The following is a 12,118-nucleotide window of genomic DNA, read 5'->3' as shown; positions in this document are numbered from 1 at the left end:
ATACATATGTAAATAAAATGTCCCTCCAACATAATGGAGGGACATTTTATTGTAATTATTTCACATTAATTGAAATCTTTTTATGAGATGTTTTATTCTCTTCAATAGTTAATATTATTTTTCCAGATTCTTCAAAGGAATACGGTGAGAGTTGATAAAGTTCTTTAATATTATGTTCTTCTTGTAATTTATTTGTAGGTATTATTGTTATATTAGGCTTCCATGTTTTCTGTTTGCCTGAAGGGTAGTCTACTATTATTTCTGGATTATTTAATTGTATTATTTCCCAAGAGACAAAATACAGTTCAACTTCTGCATCTTTTTTTAGTAATTCTTTTGAGAAATAACCAAACTCACCAACATTACCGAAAACAGTAAAATTTTGATTTTGTAATTTAATATCTAAATATCTAGGTTGATATGTTGCTGTGTGATACATTCCGTATGAAAGAGAGAGTGTGGCAGCGATTAATATACCAACTGAAAATGACTTAAAGCTATTTCCTTTAAAACTAGTCATCATGAATGAGTTTGGTGTGAATTTTTTTGCGAATAAAAAAATGAGTAAAATGAGCAAGAGGGATAAGCCGATGAAAATATACATAGGAATTTTACACCTCCATAATAAAAAAACTTATTTTCTATATTTTAACATGAATGTATGAATTAGGTTGTCGTTTTAGAAGGGAAAGGAGGATATGGTATCGAAATTATAAAATAGCTTAGTACGAGCGGAGTGATAGAAATGAAAAGAATAAAATATATTTTTAAGTGAAGATGAGAAAAGAGTAACAGGAGGGGTGTAATTGTTACGTACTCTTGAAGCGAAAGAAATGATTCAATTAAATAAGAGGCAAAAGATTATTGATATTGGAATTGGAACGGGTGCATTTGCTTCATTAGTAAGTGAAAATGAGGAAAAGCGTCGCTAGAAATGTTTGATTTGTGGGACATTGAGGACTTTCCTAATTATAAATACGTTTTCTGCTATAATAAATTAGTAGAGAGAAAGGAGTGATCCTATGGTTATGGCATTTCCTATATTAGAAACGGAACGCTTGCGCTTAGTTGAAATAGAACAATCTTATTGTCAAAAAATATATGAAATATTCTCATTGGATGAGGTAACGTGTTATTACGGTATGAATTCTTTTACTGAGTTTGGACAAGCTTCACGTATGATTGAATCTTTTTCGAAAAATTACTTTGAGAAAAAGGCAATGCGTTGGGGGATTGTATTAAAAGACACAAATACTTTAGTAGGAACAATTGGATTAAATAATTTACAACTTTGGAGTAAACGCTCAGAGATTGGATATGATTTGCATCCTCGTTATTGGGGGAATGGTTATGCTTCTGAAGCTGCTCGAAAAATTATTACTTATGGATTTCGAGATTTAGGTTTATTCAGAATTGGAGCTATTACATATCCTGAAAATATAACTTCGTGTAATATGTTATCTAAATTAGGTTTTCAACAAGAAGGGCTGTTACGCGGATACATTCATCAAGGAAATAAACAACACGATGCATTCATGTATTCTATTGTACGAACAGATGTAGAGGATATTCATTATTAATAAAAAAGCCCCTCTTATTTAAAATAAGAGGGGCTTGTAAAAATCAACCTATTTTAGGTAATAAACGTTCTCCGCTTTTCATACTACTTTTACATAAAGGGCATTTAGGCTCTTCTTCAAATGAAAAGTTCTTTCTCATCCATCCTAAACAATCCTCTGATTCACATTCCCAAACAGGGGTTTGTTCTGGTGGTACTTCTGCTACATCGTTCTTTCGATTGCGATACATGTAACCACTCCTTTTATGTAAAAATTTTTAGTTATATATTAAAAAGGTTGTTAACCGAGCTGGTAACAACCTTTTTATTGATCGAATTATAGCTTTACAACGTTTTTAGCTTGAGGTCCACGGTTACCGTCTTCAACTTCGAAGCTAACTTCTTGACCTTCGTCAAGAGATTTGAAGCCGTCGCCAGTGATAGCTGAGAAGTGAACGAATACGTCGCTACCGTCTGCAACTTCGATGAAACCGAAACCTTTTTCGCTGTTAAACCATTTTACTTTACCTGTTAATGTCATGGTAATGCCTCCTAAAATTTAAAAAGATTACAATATGATCGGCCTTATTCGATTGAAAATAAAAGTTCACATATTATCAAAAATCCATAAGGAGTACAAAACATTCCTGATTGATACTTGATAATATGCAAAGAAAGTATAGTGTTAAATTGACCTTAATTACTATCTTACAACAAATGGTGGGAAATAGCAAGTGCTGGTAATACCAATAAGTAATATGAGGAGAAATTGGTAAAAGGCACAAAGACATCTCTTTTATTTATATATTATTCCAAATCTGGATTTATTCTAAACCAAGATCATTTATATTAAAAAATAAGTTTAAAGGAAAGGCTATATATATTTTAATAATACTGAGGAGTACAATAATTAGGAGGGGATAGAATATTGCAAAATAAACAATTTAAAATAATTGAAGCAGCAAAAGAAGGAAGAAGAAAAGTTCATCCTATTTTAGCTGTACTACTAGCTATTGTATTTTTAACTTTAGGTGAATTTTTTATGTTATTTATGCTGTTTTTACCGAAAGCAGATACATCATTTGTAAAGGAAATTTATAATAATATTGAGATGATATTAACGTTTGGTGGGGCTATATTTTTTGTTTTTTTATGGATTAGGTTTGTAGAGAAAAGGTCATTTTCATCCATTGGTTTTTGGAAAGTGCAATGGATGAGAAAGTATTTGAGAGGTGCGTTAATAGGATTTGTCTTCATTTCAATACCAGTAATTTTGCTTGTATTAACAGGGATTGTAAAACTACAAATGCAACAAATTACGGCAACCGCCATATTTGGTATTGTAGGATCTTTAATTGCTTTTTTAATACAAGGTGCAACGGAAGAAATTATTGTACGAGGCTGGTTATTTCCAGTTATTTCTGTTAGAAGTCGTATATGGGTTGGGATTATAGTGACGTCCTTTTTATTTGGTTTTCTGCATTTACTTAATCCTGGTATTACAATTCTTTCAATATCGAATATAATATTAGTTGGTATATTTGCAGCATTTTACGTATTAAAAGACAGTAGTCTTTGGGGGATATGCGCGTGGCATTCAATTTGGAATTGGGCGCAATATAACGTCTATGGTTTTGCAGTTAGTGGCATGACGATATATTCAACGCCGCTATTTAAACCTGTAACAAATGGGTCAGAAGTACTTCACGGAGGCACATTCGGAATTGAAGGTAGTATTATTACAACAATAATGCTTGCAATTGCTTCAATCGTTTTATGGAGACAGTTGTGGGGGCGAAAGTCGAAACAACGAGATATTAGCTAATGAAAGAGGGAGAAAATATGGGGATTATAGCCTTTGAGGGAGCGAGCGCAGTTGGTAAGAGTACAACATGCCGTGAACTAGAAAGAAATTACGGTGCATTTATTATTCCTGAAGTTAACTTTTTATTTGAAAGACCTAGAAATGAACATAAAACATGGTATTTTGAAAAACAAGTGGAGCGCTGGAATATGGCAGTGCAGAAATCAGATCAACATGAAATAGTAATACTTGATGGTGATATTTATCAGCCGCTTAGCTATAATTGGTGTTTCCATTTTGATATATTTAATCAAGCATTATCTTTAATAGAAAATTTTTATAAAGAAAATTTGATAAATAGGGAAATTGGTTTTCCTGATCAATATTTTTATTTATACACGGGTGATGAAGAGCTTAGAAAACGGAAAGAATCTGATCAAACGAAAAACAGAAGAAACTTTGAAAAACATTTACATATATCTAAAGCATTTCAGCGTTATTATGAAAATCTCAATACCGTCACGGATGGTTACTGTCATTTGATTGAAGCGAAAAGTGTAAAGTCGAATGAATTAGAAATTCTGAAAAGTTTAAACAGCTTAAACATGTGTGAAGAAAGACGTTTTGATGTTTCTAGGCTAAATGCTATTACGAAGTGGTTAAAAGAGAATCGTGCATAAAAAAACAACGAGTGCCTTATAAGGTACTCGTTGTTTTTTATGCATATTGAATATGTGAGTTCGTATTATATATTGTTTTTAATATTTGTAAGTTTGTTTTTTCATTTTTCTTAATAGCATTTGTATATTTAGGTAGAAAGAGTTGAGAAGGATAAACTGGTAGTTCACCACAAACATCGATACCATAAACAGAATTATTCATAATGAGAGAATGAATAGATTTTAAAAGTATAGATAGTTTCATCAAAGTTTAAAAATGTTAAACCGCCATACAATAAACTAATATTTATTCATCTTCTTTAAATATTAGGCTAGCATATATTTTTATAAATTTAAAACGAAATGCTTAGAGTGGAATTAGCATTTGAAAAAGACTGTATTTTTTTGACGGAATAATCTTTCAATTTATAAAGAAAAGAAATACAATATAAGGAAATACATATATGATTCAGGAAATAGAAAATATGTAATAAATGAAAATGTATCCCGCTATTTGCGGGAAATAAGACTCAAAATTCAGCTGTGACAAAAAATTAGGCGGAGGTCAACTACCCGTAAAAGCTCGATTGGTTCAACAAATAATCGATGCTTCGAGTTATAACCTGTGAGGGAGGAATAAATATAAGCATGAAAAAGATTATTATTTCAGATCTTGATGGGACTCTATTAAGAAGTGATAAAACAATTTCAGAGAAATCTATTAATATTTTGAGGGAATGTAAAAATAATGGAGACGAATTGATTTTTGCTACGGCAAGGCCTCCAAGAGCTATAAATCAATATATTCCCAACGTGTTAAAGAATGAGATTATCATTTGTTATAACGGAGCTCTAGTTCTTAAAGGTAATGATACTTTAGAAATCATAGAAATAGCAAAAAAGTATAATCTTCATCAGATTTGTCTTGAAATAAATGATAAGCTGTACTCAAATTTTGATGTTACTGATTATTTTGGTAATGTGCCGTGTGAAGTCATGGATATAAGAGAGTTAAACTTTGAAAAAGCTTCTAAAGTAATTGTTTGTACTAATGGCTCAATAAATAAGGAGTTCACTAAGGAACTGCCTGATGAGTGCAAGGCAGTCATTACAGATAACGGAACATTGTGTCAAATTATGCATGCGGATGTTTCAAAATGGAATAGTATTCAGCATGTTCTACAGCACTTAAATCGAGACGTATCTGAAGTAATTGCATTTGGAGATGACTACAATGATATGGAAATGATAGAGAAGTGTGGGATTGGTGTAGCGATGAGCAATGCTGTTGAGGAATTAAAATCCGTCGCTAAATTTATTGCCAAAAGTAATGATGAGGATGGAGTTGCTACATTTCTGGAAAGTAATAGTTATATTTATGTTAATTAGTATGAAAAAATGAATTGCAGTAAGTTGCGAAAAAAGAGAAGCTACATCTGTTTTTAATAGATAGAAATTATGAAAAGGGCTATGTGGGAGGAAACAGGCGAGATGAAAACATTATTTAAAATAATAGGAATTATAGCTGGTATGGCGGTAATCGGGGTAGGTGTAACGTATGGTATGCTGTATTATCTGAATAATAGTAAACCAGCTGCGAAAAAGGCATCACCAGCCGCTCCGGCAGTAGAAGTGCTAGCTGATAGTAATGTAAAAGCCGAAGATGCAAAGTTGTTAGAAAATGGAAATCATTCATTGCCGAATAGTGGTTTTAATAAAAATTTCAAATGGACAGATGAGAACATACAGACAGCATTACATGAAATGGCACATCAAAAAACGAAAGCTGATCAAAAATGGGGTTATATTTTTATTACACAAGAACGTATTGAAAGTTTACTTGAAATTATAAATAGTAATGATGTTGCACAAAAAAGTACATATGTGGATATTTTAGAACGATGGAAACAAGGAAAATATGAAAAGGTTGATGTGGACCACAACAAGATTTGGAAATTGCAAAGTGGGAATTTAGGAGAAGGGAAAGGAGTAATGTCAGAAAAGGAGCAAAAAGAATTAATTAATCAAGTTTTTATACAAAAAGGTACATATTCAGGTAGTAAATTAATTGCAGGTGAGGTACAAGCTAATAAATAATATACATATTGATTTTGAAACACCTTTACTGTTATGAACACAAATGTTTTAACAAAAATGAGTAACTGCTTTTTAGAGCAGTTACTCATTTTTGTTATTACGCGCTTACTTTTCTAGGTTCTCTAATAATGTAAGAAACGATTGTAAAACTGGTGATATCCATCTAGATTTATGGTAGATTACGTGGCTTTGAATGACTGCTGGAGTTTCGATGGGCTGAAAACAGAGTTGCTCTTTTTGAAAACTTTCTTGTACAACGATGTAAGGGAGAATAGAAATTCCTAACTCACACATAACGGATTGTTTAATGACTTCAACATTGGAAGTCTCAAATGTTTTATTAGGATTTCTGCCGCTTTGACGTAAAAAATGATCTACCATTGGTCTATAGCCACAGCTTTGTTCTGTAAATATAAATTGAGTATCCTGTAATAAAAGGAGTGGATCAGTGTTTGAAGGGAAATGAGCAGGGAAAATCCATCCAAATGTTTCATTACATAAATTGCACGTAATCAAATCATTATGCTCTATACTTTCTCCAATTATGAAGATAACATCGGTTTCCCCTTCATGTAGTTTTGTCAATGCTTGCTCATTGGTATTTGTCTCAAGTACGATATTTACTTTCGGATTTTCCTGTTTGTAAGTACGTAATAATTGTGGTAACCGATACACTGCCAATGATTCGTTAGATGTAATAGTCAATGTTCCTTCTAAATGGTCACTGTTTTGAGGGATTTCTTGAGCCTTTTCATAAATAGCAAGTAATTCTAATGCGTACGGATGAAATTGATGACCTGCTTTTGTAAGAAGTACTTTTTTGCCTAATCGATCGAATAGAGGAATATTTAAATCATTCTCTAATGCTTTAATATGCCCTGTAACAGTAGATTGCGCATAACCTAACGCATGAGCAGCTTTGGAAAAACCACCATATTTAACAATGGCACAAAATGTTTTAACATGTCTCATTTCCATAAATGATACCTCTTTTATTATCATGATTTGTGAACGATTATATCATGTATTTCAATTTTTCAAATCATTAAATTTCTTTTAAAATTAATTTGTGGAGAAATTTATTTAAGTGAAATTGGAGGAGAAAAAATGAGTGAAAAAAGCTATCATGTAGCTGTAGTTGGGGCTACAGGTGCAGTTGGACAAAAAATCATTGCATTGTTAGAGAGAGAAACGAAGTTTAATATAGAAGAAATTACATTACTTTCGTCAAAACGATCTGCTGGTAAGGCAGTAAGTTTTAAAGGAAGAGAGATTAAAATACAAGAGGCAAAATCAACTAGTTTTGAAGGGATAGACATTGCATTTTTTAGTGCTGGAGGAGAAGTTTCTAGACAATATGTAAATCATGCGGTTTCTAGCGGGGCAATCGTAATTGACAACACAAGTGAATACCGAATGGCACACGATGTACCACTCGTCGTTCCAGAAGTAAATGCACACACCTTAAGGGAGCATAAAGGTATCATTGCAGTTCCGAATTGCTCAGCACTACAGATGGTAACAGCTCTCCAGCCAATTCGAAAATCATTCGGTTTAGAACGAATTATTGTTTCAACGTATCAAGCTGTATCAGGTTCAGGAATTCATGCGATTCATGAATTAAAAGAACAGGCTAAGTCAATGCTTGCAGGTGATGAAGTGAAGAGTACTATATTGCCCGCGAAAAAAGATAAAAAAAATTATCCAATTGCATTTAATGTACTGCCACAAGTAGATATATTTACAGACAATGATTTCACATTCGAAGAAGTAAAGATGATTCAAGAGACGAAGAAAATTTTAGAAGATCCCAATCTAAAAATGGCAGCTACTTGTGTCAGAGTTCCAGTTGTATCAGGGCATTCCGAATCGGTTTATATTGAACTTGAAAAAGAAGCGACCGTTACAGAAATTAAAGAAGTATTACTGAATGCACCAGGTGTTATTTTACAAGATAACCCTAGTGAACAAATTTATCCAATGCCATTATATGCAGAGGGTAAAAGAGATACATTTGTAGGTAGAATACGCAAAGATCCTGATACACCAAAAGGATTTCATCTTTGGATTGTTGCTGATAATTTATTAAAAGGTGCAGCTTGGAATTCAGTTCAAATCGCAGAGACATTGGTGAAAAAGGGGATTATTTAGTATGAATTTATATAAATATTGAAAATAGAAGGATATTTGGGAAACCGTTAATTATTATGGTTTCCCAGTTCTTGCGTAATGAGTATTTTCCTAACTTTAATTGAAATTTAATTTAAGTTAGTTTTTATAGTGTTTTTATAAATATCAATTTTATCTGCAGAGAATTTTAAAAATCTAGGCTCTCCGTTAATTGTGAGATTAATATTAAGTGATAAAGGCATTTCAACCTTTTTCACTACATCTTCTATAGCAATATACTCATCTTCTTTGTCGTTATAAAAAACAATGGAACTAATTAATACCTCATTATTTTCAATATCAATACTACACATCATAGGGGATTTCTCATCTTGGCGGTATTTTTACTTGGCTAGTCTCAATCGTATTGTTGCTAGTGGGGGCGTATTTTACAAAATATATTCCAATCTCAAAAAAGGTGCACTAAAATTATATGAGTTTATATGTAATGTTTTATTTCATTATGAAAAGAAATTATTCTAATAGGTCGTTGTGCATCGGCTTCATAGGATAATCTCTTTTATGCTTATTTTTGTAGAGAATGTACTGTTATTTTGAGTTGCTCAATAAATTTCCGGGTAGCAGCGCGCATATACTTATCTTTTCTATAAATAAGTCCTATATCTATTGTTGGAGTGGGGTTTTCAATTTTAATAGCTTGTATGTGCTCACTTTGCAAAAAGTCTATATACGGTTTTGGTAACACGGTAATTCCCATACCTTTTGAGACCATTTGAATTAAAGATTCCATCGTACTAATTTCTAAAATTGGCTTTGGTTTAAAGTTAAAGTTTTGACAATGCGTTGTTATTAGCTCTGTTAAATAGAAATTTTTTGGCAGAAGAATTAAAGGATATTCCTGTAATTCTTCGATAGATACATACTTACGTTCAGTTAAAGAATGGCTGGATGGCACAACTAATGTAAGTTCACTTTTATATAGTGGGATAGAAATAATCTCTTTATCTTGCACTGGTAGAAATGTAATGCCAATATCTAATTCGTTTTGTAATAATTTTTCGCGAATTTCTCCTGTACGAAGACCTAATACAGAAAGCTCAATATTAGGATATAAATTATTGAAATTTAAAATGGTTGGTGGTAGTAAATAATTTACGACGGTTAACAATGAGCCGATTGTTAAGGAACCATGCTGTAATCCGTTTAAATCTTGAATGGCAGAACGGGCTTGTTCGACTTCATGAAAGATTGTTTTACTGTGCGATAATAAAACTCTTCCTGCTTCAGTTAAAGATATTTTTTTACCAATTCGATCGAAAAGTGGCATGCCTACTTCATGTTCTAATGCACGTATTTGTTGGCTTAGTGAAGGTTGTGAAATATTTAATTTCTCGGCTGCTTTTGTGAAATGTAATTCTTTCGAAACAGCTAAAAAGTATTCTAATTGTCGTAATTCGATTGAAATCACCTCAAGTTTAATCATAGGATATACCTATCATTATTATATAAATAATTGAATTGAACAATGGTTTTGTGGGATTTATAATCACTTTATCAGAAATGGATTGATTAAAAAATTAGATGAGGTGAAGAAGAATTGTTGAAATCTAGTGTATTACCGGGCAGTTATTCACAAGTGCTTCAAAAAAGGTATGAGGAGGCTGTACCGACAGGAATATATCATTTAACGCCTTTATATGTAAAAGAAGCAAGGGGAGCGATAATAACAGATGTAGATGGAAATCAGTTTATTGATTTTGCTGGTGGAATTGGTATGCAAAATGTTGGACATTGTCATCCGAAAGTTGTAAGAGCGGTACAAAAACAAGCAGAATCATTTATACATCCTTGTTTTCATGTAACTCCATATGAAAATTATATTACTTTAGCGGAGAAAATTAATGAGAAAGTGCCAGGTACAAGCAAGAAAAAAACGATGTTTGCCAATAGTGGTGCGGAAGCGATTGAAAATGCTGTAAAGATCGCACGTAAAGTAACAGGGAGGAGTAAAGTAATTTCGTTTGAACGAGGATTTCATGGGAGAACATTAATGACGATGTCTTTATCGACCAAAGAAAATCCATATAAAGCAGGATTTGGTCCGTTCGTTTCAGACATGCATATATTGCCGTATCCGTACTATTACAGAGCTGAAGAAGGGGCTTCTCCTGAAGAAGTGGATTCTCAAGTCATCTATCAGTTTGAAAAGTTTTTAGAAGAAGTATCACCTGAAAAAGTAGCGGCAATCGTAATGGAACCAGTACAAGGAGAAGCTGGATTTATTGTTCCTTCTATTTTATTTGTAAAACGAATCCGGGAGATTTGTAATCAATATGGTATTTTAATGATAATGGATGAGGTGCAAACTGGATTTGGTCGAACTGGGAACTGGTTTGCAACGGAACATTTTCAAATAGAGCCTGACATTATTACATTATCAAAATCAATAGCTGGAGGCTTACCATTAAGTGCAATTGTTGGCCGTGCGGAGTTGATGGATATTCCTGGGAGAGGGCAAGTCGGTGGGACCTTTGCGGGAAGTCCATTATCATGTGCAGCCGGTCTTGCTGTATTTGAAATTATGGAAGAAGAAAATCTAGTTGAAAGAGCTCAGCAAGTTGGAAATAGAATAATGTCACATCTACATCAAATGCAATTAAAGTACGAAGTGATTGGTGATGTTCGTGGAATCGGTGCGATGGTTGCAATGGAACTTGTAACGAATCGCATAACGAAAGAACCTGCAAAAGAACTAACAGTAAAGCTAATTGAAGATTTTTGGAAGAATGGGCTTATAAGTATTGGAGCGGGGATATTTGATAATGTACTACGCTTTTTACCACCTCTAGTTATCTCAAACGAAGAAATAGATAGAGGGTTTGAAATAATAAATGAGTCTTTTGAAAAGTTGTGCCGCAAGTAAGAGGAGGGGTTTGAATGACTAAAGTATATGAAATCCTATCTTTAAATATAGGATTGCCAAAAGAGGTTATGTATGGTGGGAAGTTAATTCAAACAGGGATAAATAAAAAGCAAGTAAAGGAACCTGCTTTTTTATCATTTTTAAAGTTTAATGGAGATGGACAGGCGGATTTAGTTCATCATGGAGGGGTAGATAAAGCGGTTTGTGTTTATACTGGTGACCACTATCCGTACTGGGAAAAAGAATTGAATCAGGAACTTGTATATGGGGCTTTCGGTGAAAATATAACAGTAAGCGGAATGCGTGAAGAAGATGTTTGTATTGGTGACACGTTTCAACTCGGAGAAGCGATTGTACAAGTAACGCAGCCAAGACAACCTTGTTTTAAATTAGCGAAGAAATATAATATTCCAAAGCTACCATTATATTTTCAAGATACAGGATACACAGGTTTTTATTTTCGAGTATTAAAAGAAGGGTGGATATTACCGGTAGATACTTTGAAATTTTTGAGGCCTGATCCAAAAGGTGTGTCAATTTCGTTTGCGAATCGCATAATGCATAAAGAAAAGCAAAACTCTGAAGGATTAAGAAGGATTTTAGAAGTAAATGCACTGTCTACTAGTTGGAGAAAGACGTTTGAAAAGCGTATTAGGGGTGAAGAAATAAGTACGAAGGAGCGACTTGAAGGAACAAAATAATAAGTGAATAATATTTTTATAAATGGTGCATTTCTATTAGTAATAAGTTAATTAGAAAGCACCATTTGTATATAATAAACTTATTAATATTCAAAAATCTTCATATGAGTTTATTTGACTTATTTTTAAATAGTCAAAACAAAAAATAAATTAGACTATTTTTTTATGTTTTATGATACTATATTGATTTGAAAGGCCTATTATTCTAGGAGTAGGTCATATAAGTATATCTAATTTAATGGAATC

At 32.7% G+C, this 12,118-nt stretch carries 14 protein-coding genes and 2 pseudogenes; 9 read left to right on the top strand and 7 right to left on the bottom strand.

Annotation, left to right across the window (positions count from 1 at the left end; all coding sequences use genetic code 11):
- Positions 1–55 precede the first annotated feature (55 nt).
- Positions 56–604 carry a hypothetical protein gene (locus tag MKX77_RS12320; protein ID WP_341306784.1) on the bottom strand — a complete coding sequence of 183 codons (549 nt, stop codon included), beginning with the start codon at positions 602–604 and terminating at the stop codon, positions 56–58.
- A gap of 202 nt (positions 605–806) precedes the next feature.
- Here MKX77_RS12320 and MKX77_RS12315 point away from each other — a divergent pair, with 202 nt between their 5' ends.
- Both MKX77_RS12315 and MKX77_RS12310 read left to right on the top strand, forming a co-directional pair.
- Positions 807–932 carry a hypothetical protein gene (locus MKX77_RS12315; protein ID WP_002157856.1) on the top strand — a complete coding sequence of 42 codons (126 nt, stop codon included), beginning with the start codon at positions 807–809 and terminating at the stop codon, positions 930–932.
- Positions 933–1,028: 96 nt separating this feature from the next.
- Complete coding sequence (locus tag MKX77_RS12310; protein WP_341307959.1) at positions 1,029–1,580, top strand: GNAT family N-acetyltransferase; 552 nt, start codon at positions 1,029–1,031, stop codon at positions 1,578–1,580.
- Between the two features lie 43 nt (positions 1,581–1,623).
- Here the strand turns inward: MKX77_RS12310 and MKX77_RS12305 are convergent, their stop codons facing one another.
- Entirely contained in the window at positions 1,624–1,809 is a 186-nt protein-coding gene (locus MKX77_RS12305; protein ID WP_000286202.1) for a cold-shock protein, read from the bottom strand.
- 86 nt (positions 1,810–1,895) lie between these two features.
- Complete coding sequence (gene cspD / locus MKX77_RS12300; RefSeq protein ID WP_002012849.1) at positions 1,896–2,099, bottom strand: cold-shock protein CspD; 204 nt, start codon at positions 2,097–2,099, stop codon at positions 1,896–1,898.
- 387 nt (positions 2,100–2,486) lie between these two features.
- Here cspD and MKX77_RS12295 point away from each other — a divergent pair, with 387 nt between their 5' ends.
- Positions 2,487–3,383: a CPBP family intramembrane glutamic endopeptidase gene (locus MKX77_RS12295; RefSeq protein WP_341306783.1), complete on the top strand. Its 897-nt coding sequence runs from the start codon at positions 2,487–2,489 to the stop codon at positions 3,381–3,383.
- Positions 3,383–4,042, top strand: a complete 660-nt coding sequence (locus MKX77_RS12290) for a chloramphenicol acetyltransferase (protein WP_341306782.1) — start codon at positions 3,383–3,385, stop codon at positions 4,040–4,042. The genes MKX77_RS12295 and MKX77_RS12290 overlap by 1 nt, the downstream gene beginning before the upstream one ends.
- Before the next feature lie 37 nt (positions 4,043–4,079).
- Here MKX77_RS12290 and MKX77_RS12285 read toward each other — a convergent pair.
- Positions 4,080–4,286, bottom strand: a pseudogene (locus MKX77_RS12285) (arginase family protein); the annotation flags it as partial.
- Between the two features lie 383 nt (positions 4,287–4,669).
- Between MKX77_RS12285 and MKX77_RS12280 the strand changes: the two are divergent.
- Together MKX77_RS12280 and MKX77_RS12275 are read left to right on the top strand one after the other, a co-directional pair.
- Entirely contained in the window at positions 4,670–5,410 is a 741-nt protein-coding gene (locus MKX77_RS12280; RefSeq protein WP_341306781.1) for an HAD family hydrolase, read from the top strand.
- Between the two features lie 102 nt (positions 5,411–5,512).
- On the top strand, positions 5,513–6,118 hold the full coding sequence (locus tag MKX77_RS12275; RefSeq protein ID WP_002085644.1) for a PRK06770 family protein: 606 nt from the start codon (positions 5,513–5,515) through the stop codon (positions 6,116–6,118).
- Positions 6,119–6,223: 105 nt separating this feature from the next.
- Here MKX77_RS12275 and MKX77_RS12270 read toward each other — a convergent pair whose 3' ends face one another.
- Positions 6,224–7,096, bottom strand: coding sequence for a LysR family transcriptional regulator (locus MKX77_RS12270; protein WP_341306780.1), 873 nt, complete (start codon positions 7,094–7,096; stop codon positions 6,224–6,226).
- Positions 7,097–7,225: 129 nt separating this feature from the next.
- On the opposite strand from MKX77_RS12270, the gene MKX77_RS12265 reads away from it, so the two are divergent.
- Positions 7,226–8,269 (top strand): aspartate-semialdehyde dehydrogenase, encoded by a 1,044-nt coding sequence (locus MKX77_RS12265; RefSeq protein ID WP_341306779.1) that lies wholly within the window; start codon positions 7,226–7,228, stop codon positions 8,267–8,269.
- A 107-nt stretch (positions 8,270–8,376) separates the two neighbouring features.
- Here the strand turns inward: MKX77_RS12265 and MKX77_RS12260 are convergent.
- Positions 8,377–8,619 (bottom strand): annotated as a pseudogene (locus MKX77_RS12260) (hypothetical protein); the annotation flags it as partial.
- A 194-nt stretch (positions 8,620–8,813) separates the two neighbouring features.
- On the bottom strand, positions 8,814–9,716 hold the full coding sequence (locus MKX77_RS12255) for a LysR family transcriptional regulator (RefSeq protein WP_341307958.1): 903 nt from the start codon (positions 9,714–9,716) through the stop codon (positions 8,814–8,816).
- Between the two features lie 129 nt (positions 9,717–9,845).
- On the opposite strand from MKX77_RS12255, the gene gabT reads away from it, so the two are divergent.
- A complete protein-coding gene (gabT, locus tag MKX77_RS12250) occupies positions 9,846–11,171 on the top strand; it encodes a 4-aminobutyrate--2-oxoglutarate transaminase (RefSeq protein WP_341306778.1) in 1,326 nt (441 codons plus the stop codon).
- A gap of 14 nt (positions 11,172–11,185) precedes the next feature.
- Positions 11,186–11,872, top strand: coding sequence for an MOSC domain-containing protein (locus tag MKX77_RS12245; protein ID WP_341306777.1), 687 nt, complete (start codon positions 11,186–11,188; stop codon positions 11,870–11,872).
- Positions 11,873–12,118 lie beyond the last annotated feature (246 nt).

The sequence above is a fragment of the Bacillus sp. FSL R9-9410 genome (assembly GCF_038050385.1).
Classification (GTDB): Bacteria; Bacillota; Bacilli; order Bacillales; family Bacillaceae_G; genus Bacillus_A; species Bacillus_A cereus_U.
The sequence above is the reverse complement of the archived record's forward strand: the minus strand, read 5'-3'. Positions and strand labels throughout refer to the sequence as shown.